The 20,496-nt window shown below is 74.8% G+C and carries 19 protein-coding genes; 17 read left to right on the plus strand and 2 right to left on the minus strand.

Annotated elements, in window-relative coordinates:
- Nucleotides 1–35 precede the first annotated feature (35 nt).
- From AC2A1K_RS14225 to AC2A1K_RS14240, 4 genes are read left to right on the plus strand one after another with little or no spacing between them, the layout of a single operon-like run.
- Nucleotides 36–929 carry an MBL fold metallo-hydrolase gene (locus tag AC2A1K_RS14225; RefSeq protein ID WP_483896952.1) on the plus strand — a complete coding sequence of 298 codons (894 nt, stop codon included), beginning with the start codon at nt 36–38 and terminating at the stop codon, nt 927–929.
- A gap of 9 nt (nt 930–938) precedes the next feature.
- Nucleotides 939–2,090, plus strand: a complete 1,152-nt coding sequence (locus AC2A1K_RS14230) for a glycosyltransferase family 4 protein (RefSeq protein WP_483896953.1) — start codon at nt 939–941, stop codon at nt 2,088–2,090.
- Nucleotides 2,075–3,064 (plus strand): glycosyltransferase family 9 protein, encoded by a 990-nt coding sequence (locus AC2A1K_RS14235; RefSeq protein WP_483896954.1) that lies wholly within the window; start codon nt 2,075–2,077, stop codon nt 3,062–3,064. The genes AC2A1K_RS14230 and AC2A1K_RS14235 overlap by 16 nt, the downstream gene beginning before the upstream one ends.
- Before the next feature lie 10 nt (nt 3,065–3,074).
- Nucleotides 3,075–4,064 (plus strand): aldo/keto reductase, encoded by a 990-nt coding sequence (locus AC2A1K_RS14240; RefSeq protein ID WP_483896955.1) that lies wholly within the window; start codon nt 3,075–3,077, stop codon nt 4,062–4,064.
- Nucleotides 4,065–4,125: 61 nt separating this feature from the next.
- On the opposite strand, the gene AC2A1K_RS14245 is transcribed toward AC2A1K_RS14240, so the two are convergent.
- Nucleotides 4,126–5,583 carry a LuxR C-terminal-related transcriptional regulator gene (locus tag AC2A1K_RS14245; protein ID WP_483896956.1) on the minus strand — a complete coding sequence of 486 codons (1,458 nt, stop codon included), beginning with the start codon at nt 5,581–5,583 and terminating at the stop codon, nt 4,126–4,128.
- Nucleotides 5,584–5,678: 95 nt separating this feature from the next.
- On the opposite strand from AC2A1K_RS14245, the gene AC2A1K_RS14250 reads away from it, so the two are divergent.
- The 8 genes from AC2A1K_RS14250 (at nt 5,679) to AC2A1K_RS14285 (ending at nt 13,241) form a co-directional block, all read left to right on the plus strand.
- Nucleotides 5,679–6,332, plus strand: coding sequence for a GntR family transcriptional regulator (locus AC2A1K_RS14250; RefSeq protein WP_483896957.1), 654 nt, complete (start codon nt 5,679–5,681; stop codon nt 6,330–6,332).
- Nucleotides 6,333–6,623: 291 nt separating this feature from the next.
- A complete protein-coding gene (locus AC2A1K_RS14255) occupies nt 6,624–7,028 on the plus strand; it encodes a GlcG/HbpS family heme-binding protein (protein ID WP_483896958.1) in 405 nt (134 codons plus the stop codon).
- A gap of 46 nt (nt 7,029–7,074) precedes the next feature.
- Nucleotides 7,075–7,980, plus strand: a complete 906-nt coding sequence (locus AC2A1K_RS14260; RefSeq protein WP_483896959.1) for an MIP/aquaporin family protein — start codon at nt 7,075–7,077, stop codon at nt 7,978–7,980.
- Complete coding sequence (locus AC2A1K_RS14265; protein ID WP_483896960.1) at nt 7,977–8,495, plus strand: diol dehydratase small subunit; 519 nt, start codon at nt 7,977–7,979, stop codon at nt 8,493–8,495. Before AC2A1K_RS14260 ends, AC2A1K_RS14265 begins: the two co-directional genes overlap by 4 nt.
- Nucleotide 8,496: 1 nt before the next feature.
- Nucleotides 8,497–10,218 (plus strand): propanediol/glycerol family dehydratase large subunit, encoded by a 1,722-nt coding sequence (locus tag AC2A1K_RS14270; protein ID WP_483896961.1) that lies wholly within the window; start codon nt 8,497–8,499, stop codon nt 10,216–10,218.
- Complete coding sequence (locus tag AC2A1K_RS14275; protein WP_483896962.1) at nt 10,215–10,811, plus strand: propanediol/glycerol family dehydratase medium subunit; 597 nt, start codon at nt 10,215–10,217, stop codon at nt 10,809–10,811. Before AC2A1K_RS14270 ends, AC2A1K_RS14275 begins: the two co-directional genes overlap by 4 nt.
- Before the next feature lie 103 nt (nt 10,812–10,914).
- A complete protein-coding gene (locus AC2A1K_RS14280; RefSeq protein ID WP_483896963.1) occupies nt 10,915–12,801 on the plus strand; it encodes a diol dehydratase reactivase subunit alpha in 1,887 nt (628 codons plus the stop codon).
- The gene (locus AC2A1K_RS14285; RefSeq protein ID WP_483896964.1) at nt 12,798–13,241 is read left to right on the plus strand and encodes a glycerol dehydratase reactivase beta/small subunit family protein; all 444 of its coding nucleotides are present in this window, start codon (nt 12,798–12,800) and stop codon (nt 13,239–13,241) included. Before AC2A1K_RS14280 ends, AC2A1K_RS14285 begins: the two co-directional genes overlap by 4 nt.
- A gap of 11 nt (nt 13,242–13,252) precedes the next feature.
- Here the strand turns inward: AC2A1K_RS14285 and AC2A1K_RS14290 are convergent, their stop codons facing one another.
- On the minus strand, nt 13,253–14,218 hold the full coding sequence (locus AC2A1K_RS14290; protein ID WP_483896965.1) for a patatin-like phospholipase family protein: 966 nt from the start codon (nt 14,216–14,218) through the stop codon (nt 13,253–13,255).
- Between the two features lie 164 nt (nt 14,219–14,382).
- On the opposite strand from AC2A1K_RS14290, the gene AC2A1K_RS14295 reads away from it, so the two are divergent.
- From AC2A1K_RS14295 to AC2A1K_RS14315, 5 genes are all read left to right on the plus strand, one after another.
- A complete protein-coding gene (locus AC2A1K_RS14295) occupies nt 14,383–16,092 on the plus strand; it encodes a CocE/NonD family hydrolase (RefSeq protein WP_483896966.1) in 1,710 nt (569 codons plus the stop codon).
- 269 nt (nt 16,093–16,361) lie between these two features.
- On the plus strand, nt 16,362–17,234 hold the full coding sequence (locus AC2A1K_RS14300; RefSeq protein ID WP_483896967.1) for an alpha/beta fold hydrolase: 873 nt from the start codon (nt 16,362–16,364) through the stop codon (nt 17,232–17,234).
- A 147-nt stretch (nt 17,235–17,381) separates the two neighbouring features.
- Nucleotides 17,382–18,173 (plus strand): SigB/SigF/SigG family RNA polymerase sigma factor, encoded by a 792-nt coding sequence (locus tag AC2A1K_RS14305; RefSeq protein WP_483896968.1) that lies wholly within the window; start codon nt 17,382–17,384, stop codon nt 18,171–18,173.
- A 66-nt stretch (nt 18,174–18,239) separates the two neighbouring features.
- Complete coding sequence (locus tag AC2A1K_RS14310) at nt 18,240–18,431, plus strand: hypothetical protein (RefSeq protein ID WP_483896969.1); 192 nt, start codon at nt 18,240–18,242, stop codon at nt 18,429–18,431.
- Nucleotides 18,432–18,488: 57 nt separating this feature from the next.
- The gene (locus tag AC2A1K_RS14315; RefSeq protein ID WP_483896970.1) at nt 18,489–20,036 is read left to right on the plus strand and encodes an FAD-dependent oxidoreductase; all 1,548 of its coding nucleotides are present in this window, start codon (nt 18,489–18,491) and stop codon (nt 20,034–20,036) included.
- Nucleotides 20,037–20,496: the final 460 nt, after the last annotated feature.

Consider the following 20,496-nt stretch of genomic DNA (forward strand, 5'->3'; position numbering starts at 1 on the left):
GGCGAGTACCCGCAGCCGCTGGCAGGCTCACGCCCGTGTCCTGGTCCTCCTGGTTCCGTGCGCGGCCCGTCGCCCGGGACCTCTGGCTGGTCGCCGAGCCGAGCCACGTCAACGCGTGGCTGGTCGCCGGGCGCGACCGTGCGGTGCTCGTCGACACGGGGCTCGGTATCGCCCCGATCCGCCCGGTCGTGGAAGCGCTCACCGACCTGCCGGTCGACGTCCTCCACACCCACGCGCACTTCGACCACGTCGGCGGCGACGCCGAGTTCGACCGCGTCGCGATCCACCCCGCCGGCGTCGCGGAGCTCCGCGCGGGCGCCGACCCCGCCGAACGCGCGCGCTACCTGCGCCACACCCGGCGGATGCTCGCCGCCGCCGAGCAGTACCGGGCGCTGGACCACGAGTTCTTCCACCTGCTCTCCGCCGACTCCGACCCGCGCCCGCTGCCGCCGGACGTCGACGAGACCTGGGCGCCCGCTCCGGCGCCGGAGCCGGCGCTGCTGCACGACGGCGACGTCGTCGACCTCGGCGGGCGCACCCTGCGCGTCCTGCACACCCCGGGCCACACCCCGGACTCGGTCTGCTTCCTCGACGAGCGCGACGGGCTGCTGGTCGCCGGCGACACGATCAACACCGGCCCGATCTACGCGCAGGCGCCGGAGTCCGACCTCGCGGCGTTCGCGGCCTCCACCGCGCGCCTGGCCGAGCTGCCGGTCCGCCTCGTCCTGATGGCGCACTTCGGCCGCGGGGTCGCCGAGGGTCACTACCTGCGCGACGTCGCCGACGCCTTCGCCCGCGTGCAGGCCGGGGACACGGAGATGCGCCCGGCGCGCGACTGCGTCGAGGACCCCGTGCGCGAGGCGGTGTTCGACGCCTGCTCGATCTACGTGCCGGCGGAGGACTGTTCCGCGGAGGAGCGGATCGGGTAACGGTGCCCGGTGACACGCCTCCGCGTCGCGCTCGTGCACGGGCGCGCCGACCCCGCCCACGACGGGGTCGCCGACTACACGGTGCACCTCGCCGACGCGCTCGACCGCCAGGGCGTCGACGTCGTCGACGTCCCCGTCGATCCGGGCCCGCTCGGGCTGCTGCGCGCGGCGCGCTACCTGCGGGCGAGCCGGGCCGACGTCGCCCACGTGCAGTTCGCCCCGTCGGCGTTCGGCTTCTCCGGGGCACCGGGGCTGCTCGGCGACCTCGCCGGGATGCCGCTGGTGACCACGGTGCACGAGTACGGGTGGTGGTCGTGGGCCCCGCGGATGCCGGACGCGGTGTGGTCGTTCCTGGAACACGGCGGCCTCGCCGACCGCGAGACCGGGCGGCTCGTCCCGCGCAGTGCCGCGGTGCTGACCACGAACGCCGATCACGCCGCGTTGCTGCGGGACCGCTGCGGCGTCGAGGCCCGGCGCACTCCGCTGCCGCCGAACATCGAGGTCGACCCCGCCGCACCCGACCGCGCGACCACCCGTCGCCGGCTCGGCGTGCCCGCCGACGCGGAGCTGGTCGTGTTCTTCGGCTTCGTGCACCCGGTGAAGGGGCTGCGCTACCTCGTCGACGCCCTCGCGCGCCTGGCCGCCGAGCACCCGGCGCTGCACCTGCTGGTGCTCGGCGGGTTCACGTCGCTCGCGCTGCCCTCCGACGAGGCGGGGGCGTTCCGCGAGGAGCTGACCGAACACGTCGTCGCGGCCGGGGCGGGCGAGCGTGTGACGATCACCGGGCACCGCCCGGCCGGCGAGGTCTCCGCCGCCCTGCAGGCCGCCGACGTCGCCGCGTTCCCCTTCACGGCCGGCGCGACGCCGAAGAGCGGCGCCCTGCTCGCGGCGCTCGACCACGGGCTGCCGACCCTGATCACCCGCCGCTCCGACGCCCCCGCGGACCCGGATCTCGTCGACGGGGAGACGGTCGTCGTCGCCCCGGAGGTGCGGGACGTCGAGGTGCTCGAGGTCGCGCTGCGGCGGCTGCTCGACGACGACGACCTGCGCGGGCGGGTCGCGGCCGGCGGGCACGCGCTGGTCCGGGGCCACGACTGGGACGCGCTCGCGGCGTCGCACGTGGCGACCTACGACGAGGTGCTCCGGTGCGCATCCTCGTGATCGACCTGCTCGGCGGGCTCGGGGACCTGATCATGGTGCTGCCCGGCGTCCACGCCCTCGCCGACGCGCACCCGGGTGCCGAGCTCACCGTGCTCACCCACGCCCCCGGCGCGCCGCTGCTCGCCCGCGACGCCGCGGTCACCGCCGTGCGCACGGCCGCGAAGCACGACGAGCGCGCCGCCGCCGAGCAGGCCCTCGCCGACCTCACGCCCGACCTCACGGTCGCCACGACACGCTTCGACGGCATCGGTGACGTCGTGGAGGCCGACGCCCGGGCCCGGGGCGCCCGCGCCGTCGCGGACCTGTGGCGGCGCCCGCCTGCCGACGAACGGGTGGGCGAGCGCTACCAGCGCATCCTCGCCGCCGAGGGCGTCATCGCCGACCGCGTCCGGCCGCCCCGCGTGGTGCTCTCGGACGACGAGCGCGGGTGGGGCCGCGACGCACTGGTTCGAGCGATGCGGCATCGCTGGCATGTGACGCCAGGATCGCCACATGCTCGCTCGCGCGACACGCCGACGCTCCTCGTCCCCGAGGCCGGCATGGCGGTCAAGCGCTGGCCCTCTCGCCGGTGGGCGGCGCTCGCCGCGAGCCTCCCCGGCCCGGTGCTCTCGATCGGTCCGGTCGACGGCGCCGTCGAGCTCCCGCCCACCGATCTGCGCGGCCTCGCCGCCCGGTTCGCGGCGGTCGGCGAGGCCGGCGGCGTCGTCGTCGGACCCGACACCGGCCCGGTGCGCCTGGCCGCCGCGGTGGGCGCGCGCACCGTCGCGCTGTTCGGCCCGACCGTCGCGTCGCGCTACGGCCTGGAGGAGGGCACCAACCTGCAGGGCCTGCCCGAGTGCCCGTACCGAGAGCCCACCGCGATCACCGAGCAGGTCTGCTGGTGGGACGCGCGGTGCCCGCTCGCGTCCGAACCCGCGTGTCTGCTCGATCTCCCCGTCGACGGGGTGCGCGAGCGGGTCCTCGCCGGCGGGTAGAAACGAGGACATGCGCTACCTCGACCTCCCCACGGCCAAGAAGTGGTCCGCCATCGGGCTGGGCACCTGGCAGTTCGGGTCCCGCGAGTGGGGCTACGGCGCCGACTACGCGCAGGGTCCCGACAGCGAGGCGTCCCGGATCGTCGCCCGCGCCCTCGAGCTGGGCGTCACGGTGTTCGACACCGCCGAGGCCTACGGCTTCGGGCGCAGCGAGCGCATCCTCGGCGAGGCCCTCGACCGCGCCGACGCCGACCCGCAGACGACCGTCGTCGCCACCAAGATCTTCCCGGTGCTGCCGGTCGACCAGGTCGTCGTGCAGCGCGGGACGTCCAGCGCGGCGCGGCTGCGTCGCAAGATCGACCTGTATCAGGTGCACCAGCCGAACCCGGTGATCGGCGACGGCACGACCATGGCCGGGATGCGGACGCTGCAGGCCGCCGGCGTCGTCGACGAGGTCGGCGTCAGCAACTACTCCCTCGACCGCTGGCAGGGCGCCGAGACCGCGCTCGGCACCCAGGTGATCTCCAACCAGGTCGAGTACAGCCTCGTCGCCCGCCAGCCCGACGCCGACCTGCTGCCCTACGCCCGCACGGCCGGCCGCGGGATCCTGGCCTACAGCCCGCTCGCCCAGGGCCTGCTCTCCGGGAAGTACGACGCCGACCACCGCCCGGAGAACGTGGTCCGTTCGTTGCGTCCGGTGTTCCTGCCGGAGAGCCTGCGCCGGATCACCCCGCTGATCGAGACCCTGCGCGCCGTGGCCGACGCGCACGACGCGACGCCCTCGCAGATCGCGCTGGCCTGGACGATCCACCACCCGGTGGTCGTCGCCATCCCCGGTGCGTCCAGCGTCGCCCAGCTCGAGAGCAACTGCGCCGCCGCCGAGATCACCCTCGCCGAGGACGAGTACACCGCCCTCACCGCGGCCGCCGAGTCGTTTCGGCCGGTGTCGGGGATCGCGGCGCTCGCGGGCATCGCCCGGGCGCAGATCGCCAGCCGCTAACGACCGGGGACTTCGCGCGCCGAGAAGCAGCGAACGCCACGTTCGCTGCGGCATCGGTGCGCTACAGCTGCGCGAGCATCGTCCGGTTGCGTGTGCCGGTCTTGCGCAGGAGCGAGCCGACGTGCTTCTCGACGGTCTTGGCCGAGATCTCGAGGGCACGGGCGATCTGGCGGTCGGTGAAGCCCTGGGCGACGAGCGTGCGGACCTCGCGCTCGCGCGGGGTGATCGCCGACGCCCCCGCGGTGCGGGCCGGGGCGGCGAGGTGCTCGAGCTGGTCGTCGGCGAGCAGGGTCTCGCCGCGACCGGCGGCGCTGACGACGGCGACGAGCCGGGTGTCGTCGCCGTCGGGGTCGACGCAGCCCTTCACGCCCGCGCCGACCGCGGTGCGCAGCCGCGCGTCGGGGCAGTCGCCCGCGAGGAGCACGACAGCGGGCGGATCGGGCAGGGCGGCGAGGCGGTCGAGCATGACGAGCAGGTCGTCGCCGAGCAGCTCGTGCTCGACGACGAGCACGTCGGGACCCAGCAGGCGGCAGGTGCCGACGAGGTCGTCGGCGCCGTCGACCTCCGAGACCATCCCCAGCCCGGGCGCCCCGAGCTGCAGCAGGCGCACGACGCCCGCGCGCACCACCGGGCGGACCGCGGCGACGAGCACGCCGGTGCGCGTGCGGCCGGGGACGGGCGGGGGAGCGGACGAGCAGGGCAGCGTGATGCGCAGTCGGGTGCCCCGACCGGGCGCGCTGTCGATCTCGAGTTCGCCGTCGAGACGCCGCGCGCGAGCGGCCATGGCGCGCAGCCCGAGGCGCGCGCCGGCCGTGGCGCCCGGGCGCTGGGCGTTCGCGGCGGTGTCGAACCCGCGCCCGTCGTCCTCGACGAGCACCGTCAGCGTCCCGGGGCCGTGCACCACGCCGACCCGTACGCACGCGGCGCCGGCGTGGACCGCGGCGTTGAGCAGTGCCTCCTGGGTCATCCGGAAGACCTCGTCGGCGATCTCGCCGGGGATGCTCCCGGCGCCGACGGTGACGAGGTCCGCGCGCGTGGGCGCGTGGGCCTCGACCCAGTCGAGCTCCTGGCGCACGGCCTGCTCGAGGGTGCGGCCGGCGAGGACGCCGCTGTCGGCGAGGGTCAGGGCGGCGTAGTCGGCGAAGAGCTCGGCGAGGTGCACGTCGGCGTCCGAGAAGCCGCCGTCGCGTCCCGCGGTGGCGACGCACGCGCCGACGATCCGAGGGCCGCGGCGCACGGGCACCGCGAGGACCGACCCGTCGAGCACCGGGTCGCCGGACGCGAGCAGCCGGGCGACGACGTCGTCGTTCACCGTGCCGTCACCGGCGGCCACCACCCAGGACCCGGCGGCCTGGTCGACGCGCACCACCCACCCGGTGCCGCCGGTGAGGGTGCCGAGGTGGTCGGCGAGGCGGCGCAGCAGGGGATCGGTCTCCACCGAGCGGGACAGGACGGACCGCGGTGGCGCGGCAGCACCCGGCATTACCGGGAGCGGGTTCCGCGCGGCCACTGCGGTCACGTGTCGCCCTCCTCGACGTCGAACACATGATGCATACAAGATGCATCGATGTGGTGAGAGTAGGGTCGCGCGGACTCGACGGCAAGGGCGGTGCGGTGACGGGGATCAGCGGCCTGTCCGCGAAGGAACGCGCGTACCGCGACACGAAGGCCCGCATCCTGGACGGCTCGCTGCCGGGTGGCGATCTGATCACCGAGGGGCAGGTCGCGGACACCCTCGCGATGAGCCGGACGCCGGTGCGCGAGGCGTTCCTCCGGCTGGAGGCCGAGGGGCTGCTCCGACTGTTCCCCAAGCGCGGCGCACTTGTCGTCGCGGTGTCCCCCAGTGAGGTGGAGGCCGTCCTCGAGGCCCGGGAGCTGGTCGAGGGGCACGCCCTCACGAAGCTGTGCGCGGCGCCCGAGGAGGACCGCGCGATCGTGAGCGGCGCCCTGCACGCGGTGCTCGACATCCAGCGTGCCGCCCTCGCCGCCGAGGACGAGCAGGCGTTCGCCGAGGCCGACCGCCGCTTCCACATCACGCTCGTCGAGAGCGCGCACAACCCGATCCTTCTCGAGCTCTACGCCTCGCTGCGCGACCGACAGCTGCGCATGAACCTCGGCTCGCTCGAGAAGGGGCCGACGCGCCCGCGGGCGATCCTCACCCAGCACGAGGCGATCGTCGACGCGCTCGGCGTGGGCGACGCGGACCAGGCGCGCGTCCGGCTGCGCGTGCACCTGGACGCGACCCGCGTCTCGGTGTTGGGGCGCTAGCCCGAACGCCAGCACATGGCCCGGCGAGCGCGTGGCGCTACGGACACTGGGTGTCAGCGACGCCACGTCGCTGACACGACGCTGCGCCATTCGCGGGGCGGCTCGTGGGTGTAGGGGAGATCCCCTATGACCGAGGGTGGGGACAGTCCCCGTGGCCACGCCCGTTCGGGGTACCTAGCGTCCTGCGTCGCCGGGCTGTGATGCCCGACCGCCCCGCCCGACCGGTCCTCACCGGGGATCGGCCGGGTGCGGGGCGACCAGGCTTTCCCCGAACCGGTCGGAGGTTCCCGCATGCCCGGACTGACCCTCGCCGACGCTCGCCGGATGCTCGACGCCGGGCTCGCCGAGGCCGACGAGATCGGCCAGCCGATGAACGTCGCGATCCTCGACGCCGGCGGCCACCTGGTGGTCTTCGCCCGCCAGGACGGTGCCATCCGGGCGAGTATCGACATCGCCCAGCGCAAGGCCCACACCTCGATCCTCATGGAGGCCCCGACGGCGGCCCTCATGGAGCTGGTCCAGCCGGGCGCCGAGCTCTACGGCCTCGAGCAGACCGCCGGCGGCCTGGTCGTCTTCGGTGGGGGCGTCCCCGTGTACCGCGACGGCGAGCTGGTGGGCGCCGTCGGCGTCAGCGCCGGCTCCGCTGCGCAGGACGTGCAGGTCGCCGAGGCCGCGGCCGCCGCCATCAAGGCCTGACACCCCTCGTCCCGGCATCGCCGCCGATCCCGCCAGGAGCCCCGTCGTGTCCCGTCCCGCAGGGCAGTCCGTCTCACCGCTGGCCCGAGAGCTCGTCGGCGAGTTCGCCGGCACCTTCATCCTGATCATCTTCGGCACCGCCTCGGTGGCGCAGATGGTCGTGTCCGGCGGCGACGCCGGCGACTGGGCGACCCTGACGTGGGGCTGGGTCGCCGGCCTGATCATGGGTATCTACGTGGCCGGCCGCCTCGGCGCGGGCCACCTCAACCCGGCGGTCACGATCGCCATGGCCGTCTACCGCAACCTGCCGTGGCGCAGCGTCCCGCCCTACATCGTCGCGCAGACCCTCGGGGCGTTCCTCGCCGCGCTGGTCACGCGCGGGGTCTACGACTCGGGCATCGTCGCGGTCGACCCGGGCCTGACCGCCGACTCGCAGACGATCTTCTCGACGCTGCCGAGCCACGGCGTCGGCACGGCGTTCTTCGACCAGGTCGTCGGCACCGCCCTGCTCGTGTTCGTGCTGTTCGCGCTGATCGCGACCCTGCAGGGCGCGGCGGGTCAGCTCCTGCCGCTCATGGTCGGCTTCCTGCTGCTGGGCATCGGTTTCGCCTGGGGCACGAACGCCGGCTACGCGATCAACCCCGCCCGCGACTTCGGCCCGCGCCTGGCCCAGTGGCTCACCGGCTACGACGGCGCGTGGGCCACGGCCGACGGCACGCCCTACTGGTGGCTGCCCATCGTCGCGCCGATCATCGGCGCCCTCATCGGTGGCGGCCTCTACGTCCTGATCATCGAGCGCCTCGAGGTGCCCGCCGAGCTCGACTCGCCGGCGCCCGCCCCGACGCCCGAGTCCGCGGAGGCCGGCGCCAACGCCGACCCCCGCCACCCCGCCACCGCGGCCGACGTCGTCGTGCCGTCCGCCGACACCTCGGCCAAGGAGAAGACCCCGTGACGAGCACCGAGCTCACCGCCGCCGACTACCCGCTCTCGGTCACCCGGCCGGACCTGCTGCGCACGCCCACCGGCAAGACCCTCGACGACCTGACGATGTCGGCGGTCGTCGCCGGGGACATCACGGCCGACGACCTGCGCATCAGCCCGGACACCCTCGCGCTGCAGGGCCAGCTGGCCGCCGCGGCCGGCCGGCGCCAGCTCGCCGAGAACTTCACCCGCGCCTCGGAGATGACCGCCATCCCCGACGCCGAGGTGCTGTCGATGTACAACGCGCTGCGCCCGAACGCCTCGACCGCGGCTCAGCTCGAGGAGCTCGCCTCCCGGCTGGAGAACACCTTCTCCGCGACCACGTGCGCCGCCCTCGTCCGCGAGGCCGCGCAGGTCTACGCGGCCCGCAACCTGCTCGCCGACGAAGAATCCCCCGTCGCTCCGCTCGCCCGTGAAGAATCCCCCGTCGCTCCGCTCGCCCGTGAAGAATCCCCCGTCGCTCCGCTCGCCCCTCAGGAGGACTGACATGACGGCGGTAGCCCCCCGCGCCGGAGACACCGGCGCGACGGTCAAGGCGTCCCGGCGCACCGAGGTCCTCGAGGCCCGTCCGGTGAACCTGGACGGTTTCGTCGAGGAGTGGCCCGAGAAGGGCCTCGTCGCGATGGAGTCCGACTTCGACCCGCGGCCGAGCGTGCGCGTCGAGAACGGCGTGATCGTCGAGCTCGACGGCCGCACCCGCGACGAGTTCGACTTCATGGACACGTTCATCGCCGACCACGCGATCGACGTCGACACCTGTGAGGCTGCGCTCGCGACCCCGTCGATCGAGATCGCGCGGGCGCTGGTCGACCCGCGCACCTCGCGCGCCGAGGTCGTCGCCCTGGGCCGCGGCCTCACGCCGGCGAAGATCCTCGACGTCGTCAAGCTGATGAACGTCGTCGAGATCATGATGGGCATCCAGAAGACCCGCTCGCGGCGCACGCCGGCCAACCAGGCCCACTCGACGAGCGCGAAGGACAACCCGATCCAGGTCGCGGCCGACGCCGCCGAGGGCGCCGTGCGCGGCTTCGCCGAGCTCGAGACCACCCTCGGCGTCGTGCGCTACGCGCCGCTGGTGGCGATCGGTCTGCAGGTCGGCGGCCAGGTGGGCCGCGGCGGCACGCTCACCCAGTGCGCGCTGGAGGAGGCCACCGAGCTCGACCTCGGCATGCGCGGCATCACCGCCTACGCCGAGACGATCTCGATCTACGGCACCGAGTCGGTGTTCGTCGACGGCGACGACACCCCCTGGTCGAAGGCCTTCCTCGCCTCGGCCTACGCCTCCCGCGGCATCAAGATGCGCTTCACCTCGGGCACCGGCTCCGAGGTGCAGATGGGCAACGCCGAGGGCCGCTCCATGCTGTACCTGGAGATCCGCTGCATCCTCATGGCCAAGGGCGCCGGGGTGCAGGGCCTGCAGAACGGCTCGATCAGCTGCATCGGCGTCCCCGGGGCCGTCCCCGGCGGCATCCGCGCGGTGGCGGCGGAGAACCTCGTCGCCAGCTGGATGGACCTCGAGTGCGCCTCGGGCAACGACCAGTCGTTCTCGCACTCCGCGATGCGCCGCACCAGCCGTCTGCTGCCACAGATGCTGCCGGGCACCGACTTCGTCTGCTCCGGCTACTCGGCCGTGCCGAACAAGGACAACATGTTCGCCGGGTCGAACCTCGACACCGACGACTACGACGACTGGAACGTCATCCAGCGCGACATGCAGGTCGACGGCGGCCTGCGTCACGTGCGCGAGGACGTGATCCTGCAGGTCCGCAACAAGGCCGCCCGCGCCATGCAGGCCCTCTTCGCGGAGCTCGACCTCCCGGCGATCACCGACGAGGAGGTGGAGGCGGCGACCTACGCCAACTCCAGCGACGACTACCCCGACCGCGACGTGCTCGCCGACCTCGAGGGCGCCCGCAGCGTCATGGAGCGCGGCATCACGGGCATCGACCTGGTCAAGGTCCTCGAGCACGCCGGCTTCGGCGACGTCGCCGAGAACTACCTCAAGGTCCTGCGCCAGCGCGTCTCCGGCGACCTGCTGCAGACCGCCGCCGTGCTCGACGGCGACTTCGTCCCTCGGGCGGCGATCAACGACGCCAACGACTACGCCGGTCCCGGCACCGGTTACCGCCTGACCGGCGAGCGGTGGGAAGAGCTCAAGAAGCTCCGCCACGTGACCTCCGCCGAGAACCCCGAGGAGGAGGTCGTATGACCGCCACATCGCATCCGGCTGCGGTCGAATCGGTCCGCACCCTGTCCCTCCAGGAGGTCGGGCCCGCCGAGCGCGGCACCCGTCCCGACGAGGTCGTCATCGCGCTCTCGCCGGCGTTCGGCGACCCGTTCACCAAGACGATCGTGGACGTGCCGCACGCCGAGGTGATCCGGCAGCTGCTCGCCGGCATCGAGGAGCGCGGCGGCTCGGCGCGCGTCATCAAGGTCTACAGGACCGCGGACCTGGCGGCGATCGCGCACTTCGGGGCCAAGCTCTCCGGCTCCGGGATCGCGGTGGGCGTGCTGTCACGGGGCACCTCGGTACTCCACCAGCGCGACCTGGCCCGGCTCTCGAACCTGGAGCTCTTCCCGCAGGCGCCGTTGCTCGACGCCGAGGTGTTCCGCATGATCGGGGCGAACGCCGCGCAGTACGCCCAGGGGCAGTCGCCCAAGCCGGTGCCGACGCGCAACGACCAGATGGCCCGCCCGCGCTGGCAGGCCAAGGCGGCGCTGCTGCACCTCAAGGAGTTCGACTGCATCGACAAGGACCGCGCCGCGGTCGAGGTCGAGCCGGTCATCACCAAGGTCGACTAGGGCCTGGGTTGGGGAGCGAGGGTCACCTCCGTTGCGTGGGACGCAGCGAGGGTGACCCTCGCTGCTCGTCACCAGCCGTTACTGAGCAGGAGGAAGGCCCGGCGTGTCCCTCGTCATCGGTGTCGACATCGGCAACTCCACCACCGAGGCGTGCATCGCGGAGGTCGAGGGCTCCGGACCGGACACGGAGCGCCGCGGAGCCGGACCATCGAGAGTGGTGCGCCTGGCGTCCTCGCTCACCTCGACGACGGGCGTGAAGGGCACCCCGGCGAACACCGCCGGGGCCGTCACGGCCGTCCGGCGTGCCCTCGAGGCCGCCGGGCGGCCCTCTGACGCCCTCGCGACCGTGCTCCTCAACGAGGCGACGCCCGTGATCAGCGGCCTCGCGATGGAGACGATCACCGAAACGATCATCACCGAGTCCACGATGATCGGGCACAACCCCGACACCCCGGGCGGCGAGGGCCTCGGCGTCGGGATGACCGTGACCCTCGCCGAGACCGGCGAGGTCGAGGCGGGGACACCGGTCGTCGTGGTGGTCGGCGCCGGCGCGGACTTCGACGACGTCGCGCACGTGCTCGACCGGGCCCTCCAGCGCGGCGTCGACGTCGTCGCGGCGGTGATGCACGGCGACGACGCCGTGCTCGTCGTCAACCGGCTCTCCCGGCGCATCCCGGTGGTCGACGAGGTGTCGGCCGTCGACCGGGTGCCGCTGGGCATGCTCGCGGCGGTGGAGGTGGCCCCGCCCGGGCGCACCATCCGCACGCTCTCGGACTCCTACGGGCTGGCGTCGACGTTCGACCTGGACGCCGAGCAGACCCGCCAGGTCTCCCCGGTGGCCCGGGCACTCTCGGGCAACCGGTCCGCGGTCGTCGTGCGCACGCCCGCCGGCGACGTCACCGACCGGCGGATCCCGGTGGGCACTCTGACGCTGTCCGGGTCCGGGCGCACGCTCGACGTCGGGGTCGACCAGGGCGCCGACGCGATCATGGAGGCGATCGGGCGGGTCGCGCCGCTGAACGACGTGCACGGCGAGGCCGGCACGCACGTCGGCGGGATGCTCGCGACCGTCCGGGACACGATGACCGACGTGACCGGGCAGCCGGCCTCGGAGATCCGCATCCGCGACGTGCTCGCGGTCGACACCCTCGTCCCGGCCACCGTGCGCGGCGGGCTCGCGGGCGAGGTGTCGAAGGAGAACGCCGTCGCGCTGGCGGCGATGGTGCGCACCAGCCGCAGCCGCATGCAGGCGGTGGCCGACGCGCTGTCCACCGAGGTCGGATGCGAGACGATCATCGGTGGCGTCGAGGGCGAGGTCGCCGTGCGCGGCGCCCTCACGACACCGGGCAGCGCGGTGCCGATCGCGATCATCGACATGGGCGGCGGCTCCACCGACGCGGCGCTGCTCGACCGCGACGGCGCGGTGTCCGCGGTGCACGTCGCGGGTGCGGGCGAGCTGGTCACCAAGCTGATCGACTCCGAGCTGGGCCTGGCGGACCGCGAGGCCGCCGAGTCGGTCAAGCGCCACCCGCTGGCGAAGGTCGAGAGCTTCTTCCACGTGCGCCACGAGGACGGCACGGTGCAGTTCTTCACCGAGCCGCTGCCGCCGCACGTGTTCGCGAAGGTCGTCACCGTCACCCCCGAGGGGCTCGCCGCGGTGCCCGTGCGCGGCGCGCTGGAGGAGGTCCGCCGGGTCCGGCGCGAGGCCAAGCGGCGGGTGTTCGTGGTCAACGCGCTGCGGGCGCTGGCCCAGGTGGCGCCGCAGGGTTCGCTGCGCCTGCTCGGCTCGGTGGTGCTGCTGGGCGGGTCGGCGCTGGACTTCGAGATCCCCGGCATGGTCGCCGACGCGCTCGCGCCCTACGGGGTCGTGTGCGGCATCGGCAACGTGCACGGCACCGAGGGCCCGCGCAACGCCGTCGCGGCCGGGCTGGTGGACGCTCACGCGGGCACCGCGGCCGGGCCGGCTCCGGCTCGGGTGGCGGCCTCGTGACCAGCCGGCTCTCCGGGGTGAACGCCTCCGGCGGCCCCGGCTGTCACGGGCGCCTCGACCGCGCCCCCTCGAACCGTGATCCGGCCGACCCCGCGCTGCCGCCCGCCGTGCTCGTCGCGGTCCACGACTACGCCCCGGACGCCGTGGTGCGCGAGGTCTGCGCCGGCGCGGAGGAGCAGGGCATCCCGACCGCGCTGCTCGGCTCCACGGCCCCGGTGGCCGACGCCGCCGGGCGCCACGCCGCGTCCGAGTCCCGGCTCGAGGTCGGTGTGGGCGTCGGTGCCGACGGCGCCGTCGTGGTCCGGCACGCGCTCGTCCCCGACGCCGTCGTGGCGCTGGAGGGCGGGTCGTCGCCGTCGGCGCTGCGCGTGCTCGGCGGCGACGCGGCGCGGATCGTCGCGGGCCTGCCGCTGCGGAGCGTGACGACTGCCGAGGACTGAACCACTCCCGGTCAGGCGCTCGAGCGCACCGCGTCCTGATCGTCGAGCGCCGTGCGCAGGGCGTCCTGCCCGGTCTCGATGCCGCGGCGCAGCACGTCCGGGTCGGTCTCGAGCGGGTTGATCGTGTCCGCTCCCGTCGGCGGGCGGACCTCGAACAGGTACGGCTCCTCGCCCGGCGACGCGGTGGCGTGGGCCAGGCGGGCGTCGTCGGCGCGGCGGTTCTCGAGCCGGGTGCCGATGACGTGCACGAGCCCCGGCACGTTGACCGCCCCCAGCCGCGAGACCAGCGCGCGCTCCAGGCGCGTCACGTCGATGGCGGTCTGGTCGGCACGCCGCGTGCGCAGCACGAGCACGTGCGTGGCGCCCTGGACGAGGGCGGTCCGGAACGGGATCGGCTCGGCGACGGCGGCGTCGACGTAGCGGCGCCCGTCGATCTCGATGGGCAGCCCGGCGAGCACCGGCACCGCCGCGCTGGCGCGCAGCGCGAGCTGCAGGCTCGCCTTGTCGACGAGGGTGTCGTGGAGGTCGACCGCCTCGCCGGTCTCGACGTCCGTGGCGATGGGGTGCAGGGGGATGTCGGCGTCGAGCACGGCCTGCCAGTCGAACGGCACGACCTTCTCGCCGACGGTGTTGATGAGGTACTCGACGTCGACCACCGGCTGGCCGCGCAGCCCGCGCCCGGGCCTGGTGACGCGCTCCATGAGCCCGGGGCGGTACCAGCCGGCGCAGCAGTGTGCGGCCTGTGCACCGGCCAGCCAGCTGCCCGCGAGCGCGCCCGCCGAGGAGCCGTAGATGGCGTCGAAGCACTCGGCGAGCCCGAGCTCCTCGAGCGCGAGCACCATGCCGCTGGAGTAGGTGGCCCGGCTGCCGCCGCCCTCGACCGCGAGGGCGACGCGGTAGGGGTCGGTGCGGGTGCTCGGGCGCGTGCCCTCGGCGCGCCGGGCCGCGAGGACGTCGATGACCGGGTGGGCGCGCACCCCCGGCATCATGCCGTCTTCACGCAGCGCTGCACCGAACGGGCCAGGTGCGCTCCAGCACCACCCTCGCCACCGCCGGCGCGGTCGCCACGACACCGCGTGAGAGACCGGGGCGACTGGTCGCCCCGGGACGGGACCGCGGCCTGATCGGCGAGACTGCGGGCGTGAGCCTCGCGACCGGGATCCTGCGGCGGGCGCTGCGCCTGCCCGCGCCGCGCACGCCCCGGGTGGCGGTCGACCGCGACGTCGCGGTCCCGATGCCCGACGGCGTCGTGCTGCGCCACGACCTCTACCGGCCCGCCGGCGTGCACCGCGGCCCGGTCGTCATCGTGCGCACCCCCTACGGGCGCGCGGGCTGGGTGGGCGTCGTGTTCGGGCGCCTCGTCGCGGAGCGCGGCCTGCAGGTCGTCGTGCAGTCGGTGCGCGGCACCGCCGACTCGCAGGGCGAGCTCTCGCCGTTCGACGAGGCCGAGGACGGCGCCGCCACCGTCGCCTGGGTGCTCGACCAGCCCTGGTGCGACAGCCGTCTCGGCACCCTCGGACCCAGCTACCTGGGCCTGACCCAGTGGGCGCTCGCCCCGGCCGCGGGCCGATCGCTGCGCGCGATGGGCACGATGGTGACCGCGTCCTCGTTCCGCGACCAGACCTACGCCGGCGGGGCGTTCTCCCTGGACAACGCCCTGTCGTGGACGTCGACGATGCGCACGCTCGCCGCCGGGCCCGCCGATCGGGTGGGGCGGCTGCTGCGCGGTCGGCGGATCCTCACCGACGCCCTCGACGTCCTGCCCCTGCGCAGCGGCGACCACCATGCGACCGGCGGCCACGTCGACTGGTACCAGGACTGGCTGCGCGAGACCGCCCCCGGCTCGGCCTACTGGGCGCGCCGCGACTACACGCGCGGCGTCGCCGACGTCGCCCGCGCCGACGTCGCGGTGACGATGCTCGGCGGCTGGCAGGACATCTTCCTGCCCTGGCAGCTCGCCGACCACGCCGCGCTGCGCGCCGCCGGGGCCCGGCCGCGCCTGGTCGTCGGCCCCTGGGTGCACGCGTCCGCGCCGGGCATGGCGGCGGGCCTGCGCGAGGCGCTCGCCGCGTTCGAGCGCGCCTTCGACGGCACCCACGGCAGCGGCGGCGTGGCCGCGGCGACCACCGAGGAGGCGCCCGTCACGGTCACACTGTCCGGCGACGGCGGCACCCGGCACCTCACCGACTGGCCGCCGCCCGACGCCGCGGACCGAACCTGGTACCTGCGCGCCGACCACTCGCTGTCGGTGCAGCCGCCGCCCGACCGCACCGTCGGCGCCGTCCGCTGGCCCGGCACCCAGGTCGACTACGACCCCGCCGACCCCACGCCCGCGGTCGGCGGCCCGATCCTCACCGGGAAGTCGGGGCCCCGCGACCAGGCCGACCTCGAGGCCCGGCCCGACGTCGCGGTGTTCACCTCGGACGTGCTCGCCGAGGACGTCGTCGCCCTCGGGCCCGCGTCGGCGACCGTGCACCTGCGCGCGGCGACCGAGCACCTCGACGTGTTCGTCCGGGTGTGTGACGTCGATCCCCGGGGCCGGTCGGTCAACGTCACCGACGGCCTCGTCCGCCTGGCCCCCGGCGCGCCGGCCGCGGCGCCCGACGGCACCCGCACGGCGACCGTCGAGCTCTGGCCCACGGGGCACCGCTTCGCCGCCGGGCACCGGCTGCGCCTGCAGGTCAGCGGCGGTGCGCACCCGCGGTTCGCCCGCCACCCCGGCACCGGCGAACCGCTCGGCGAGGCGACGACGCTCGTGCGCCAGCCCCGCGAGGTGCTCCACGACGCCGCGCACCCGACGGCCGTCACGCTGGCGGTGGAGCCACGGCACGGAGACTCGTCGGCTCGCTGAGCGGCCGACCGGTTGGTCCATGAGGGTGACCTGCCAGGTGGGTCACACCGCCCGTCGGGCCCCGGCGGCCCTTGGTCGACATCACTCCCGCTCGCGGTGGAGTCCGCGACGTCCTCGCCGATCCTGGAGCCATGGCCGTCCTGCCCTCCGAGCGGGTCGGCGCGGCGCCTGGCCCCCGGTCAGGCCGGAAGCCCGCGCCCGCTCCTCACCCCCCGGCGTCGCCCTCCGCGGCGTCGAGCGCCGCTGCGCGCCCGCGTCCCGTGCACGGCGTGCGCACCACCGACGGCGTGCCGCTGCACGTCGAGATCCGGGGTCACCAGGGCCCGGTCGTGGTGCTCAGCCACGGGTTCACCGTGGACTCGCAGGAGTGGGCGCCCCAGATCGCGGCGCTCGCGCATCGCGCACGGGTCGTGAGCTGGGACCAGCGCGGCCACGGGCGCTCCGGATGGGGTGACCCCGCCAACGCCACGATCGACCAGCTGGGGCGGGACCTCGCGACCGTCGTCGACGCCGTGTCCCCGTGCGGGCGTGTCGTGCTCGGCGGGCACTCGATGGGCGGGATGACCGTCCTGTCGCTGGCCCGCCAGCACCCGGAGTGGTTCGGCACCCGTGTCGCGGGCGTGTTCCTCGTCGCCACCTCGGCCGGCGACCTCGTCTCCGAGGGACTCGTGGGCGCCCTGCACACCGCCGCGCGGCGGGCCGGCGTGCTGCCCGTGGTGCTCGAGGGCGCGCGGCGGGCCGCGCCGTTCGCCGACAGCCTGCCGTGGCGCGACTCGACGGTCGGGCGGTGGCTGGTGCGCCGCATGGCGTTCACGCCGGACGCCAGCGACGAGGAGGTGCGCCGTCTGCAGGCGGTCACCGAGAGCTTGCCGCTGTCGGTGACCTCGGCGTTCTCCTCGGCGCTGCTCGCGTGCGACGAGTCCGAGTCGCTGCCGGTGCTGACGCGGGTGCCGACGACGGTGGTCGCGGCCACCGGCGACCGCCTCACCCCGGCCACCCACGGGCAGCGCATCGCCGACGCGCTCGGGCCGCGGGCGCGGCTCGTGCTGGTCGAGGACGCCGGGCACGCGGTCAACCAGACCCACCACGAGGTGGTGGACGCCGCGCTGCTCGACCTCGTGGACGGACTGCGCCACCGCTGAGGTGTGACATCCCGGCGTACGGGGCACAGGCGGAGAAGGAACGACGTCCGGTTCAGACACCAGCCGGGTCAGCTCACACATCACGAGCCCCCTGCCTGGTCCGCCGAGACGGTCTAGTGCCCGGGGCCCCGTTTTCGGGGGTGACCGATGGCCGGCCGCAGCAGCGATTACGACGAGTACGTGCCGCTCCTCCAGGAGTTCGCGGATCTGTCCGAGGACGACCCGCGCCGCGAGACGGTGCGCGAGAAGCTCGTCCACGGCTTCCTGCCCGTGGCACGCAACATCGCCCGCCGGTTCGCCCGGCGCGGCGAGCCCACCGACGATCTCGAGCAGGTCGCGTCCCTGGGCCTGCTCCACGCGCTCGACCGGTTCGACCCGAGCCGCGAGCGCGACTTCCTGTCCTACGCCGTCCCGACGATCATGGGCGAGGTGCGGCGCCACTTCCGCGACTCGGCCTGGTCGGTCCGCACGCCGCGCAGCGTCAAGGACCGCTACGTCGCTGTCGGGTCGGCGACCGCGACGCTGTCGCAGAAGCTCGGGCGGGCCCCGACAGCCGGCGAGCTCGCCGAGCACCTGGGGATGAGCCGTGACGAGGTGGCCGAGGCGGTCGCCGCGCACGGCTCCTACCAGCCGGCGTCGCTCGACGAGTCGCTCGGCGATGGCGACGACTCCGCGCTCGTCGACATCCTCGGCGTCCTCGACGCCGAGCTCGACCGCGTCGAGGTCCGCGCGCTCGTCGGCAACCTGGTCCGCGACCTGCCCGAGCGCGAGCGCACGATGCTCGCGCTGCGGTTCGTCCACGAGAAGACCCAGGCCGAGATCGCCGCGGTGCTGTGCATCTCGCAGATGCACGTCTCGCGGCTGCTGTCGCGCACGCTCGCGGCGCTGCGTGAGCAGATCGAGCGCGAGACCGGTGCCGAGCAGCTGGTCGCGGTCTGATCTTCGCCCGGCACGGGTAGACGTGACGGGTGATCGCGATGCCGGTGCGTGCCCCGGCGAGGAGTGGTGGCCGGGGCGTCCCACGCCGGCGCACGCCTGCGTGACGGCGCCTGGCGGATCGCGCTGGCGGCCGTCACGGCCACCGTCGCCTGGGGGTGCTGGGCCAGCACCTGCTCGGGCAGCCCGGGCCCGATCCATGAGATCGCCGACGAGCTCGCCCCGCCCCGGCCGCACGTGAGTACTTTCCGGGCCCAGTAGGCCCGGAAAGTGCTCACAACGGGATTGCCTGCCCCATGGGCCGGACAACTCCCGGACATGGCGCCACCACTGCCCGACCACGAGCTCTCGCCGTGGCACGACCCCGAGCACGCCGAGGAGCCCGACACCTACCCGGCACTGCGCGGTGACCGTCGGGTCGACGTCGCGGTCGTCGGCGCCGGGATCACCGGGCTGACGACGGCGGTCCTGCTGGCGCGCGAGGGGCTGCACGTCGCGGTGATCGAGGCGCGCCGGATCGGGTCCGTCGCCACCGGCAACACGACCGCCAAGGTCTCGCTGTTGCAGGGCACGCGGACCGCGACGCTCGACCGGCTCCACCGCCCCGAGACCGTCGAGGCCTACCTCAGGGGCCACCGCGCGGGCTTCGACTGGCTGCTCGACCGCGCCCGGCGCGCCGACTGCGACCTCGAGCGCCGCTGCTCGGTGACGTTCTCGACGGCGGGGCGCGCGTCGGCGGGGGCGGAGGCCGTGCGGCGGGAGGCGGCGGTGCTGAGGCGCGCCGGGCTGCCCGCCGAGCTGGGGACCGACGTCGGGCTGCCGTTCGGGGTGTCGGAGGCCGTGACGCTGGCCGACCAGGCGCAGTTCGACCCCATGCCCTACCTCGCCGACCTCGCCCAGGAGCTGCACGAGGGCGGCCAGCTCGTCTGCGAGAACACGCGCGTGCGCAGCGTCTCGCTGCTCGGCGCACCGCGTGTGCGCACCGACCACGGCGAGATGCGCGCCGAGCAGGTCGTGCTCGCCACCGGGGTGCCGGTGCTCGACCGCGGGCTGTACTTCGCGCGCGTCGAGCCGAGCCGCTCGTACGCGCAGGCCGTGCGCGTCGACGGGGAGCTGCCCGACGCGATGTACCTCTCCGCCGACGACCCGACGATCTCGCTGCGCACCGCGGTGATCGAGGGCGACCGGCGCCTGCTCACCGGCGGCTTCGGCCACCGCGTCGGGGCGAGCTCGCCGACGTCGTCGCACGAGCGCGCTCTCGCCGACTGGACCGCACGGCGCTTCCGGGTCCGCGAGATCACGCACCGGTGGTCGGCGCAGGACTACCTGCCCGAGGACGGGCTGCCGTTCGTCGGCCCGATGCGCTGGCAGCCGCGGATCCTCGTGGCGACGGGGTTCGCGAAGTGGGGGATGACGGGCGGCACCGCGGCCGCGCTGGCCCTGCGCGACCACGTCGTCGGGCGGGCTAACCCCTGGTCGCACGCCCTGCGCGCCGACCGGGCCCCCACCGCCTCGGCGCTGCCGGGCCTGGCGAAGGCGAACGGCGAGGTGGGGCGGTACCTGGCGACGGGCTGGGCGCGGCCGCATCTGCCCTCCGGCGCTTCGCTCGCCGAGGGTGAAGGGCGTGTGGAGACCACCTCGCGCGGGAAGATCGCGCGCTGCCGCGTCGCCGGCGTCGAGCACGAGCTCGGCGCCGTGTGCCCGCACCTGGGCGGGATCGTGGTGTGGAACGACGCCGCGGAGAGCTGGGACTGCCCGCTGCACGGCTCGCGCTTCGCCCCCGACGGCGCGGTGCTCGAAGGCCCCGCCACCGCCGCCATGGCGGATCCGCCCGGCCTCGCCCGTGTCGTCACCCGCCGCGCCTGACGCCCCTGCCGGTGCGAGCGATGCGGCATCGCTGGCGTCTCACACCAGGAGAGCCACATCCTCGCCATCGGGACACGCCGAAGCCGGCGCGGTGCGGGGCTGTTCCGGCGTGGCGGCCACGCCGACGACTCCGACTCGGCACGCCGAGAGGATCAGAAAAGCCCCCACGATCTAGTCGGGCGGCGCGCTCCGGCCGCTGCGCGGTGTGGACCGCCGCGGGCGCTGCTCGCGGAGAAGCCTCGCCTCGGGGAGGGGACGCCGTCGGGGCGGCGTCGCGCCCAGGTCCTGTGCGGGCTGCGGGTCGGGATCGTCGGCGTCCTCCGGTCGGTGCGGCCCCTCGGGCGGCTCCGTCGAGGAGTCCTCCGCCCGCGCTCGTCGTGTCCACCAGCGACGCACAGCTGCACCTCCTCGCGGTCCCATGGTTGCTGGTCGTGATGACTCAGGACGCTACGGAGCGCCG

It is taken from the genome of Actinomycetospora sp. 2LY8.5 (genome assembly GCF_057180585.1).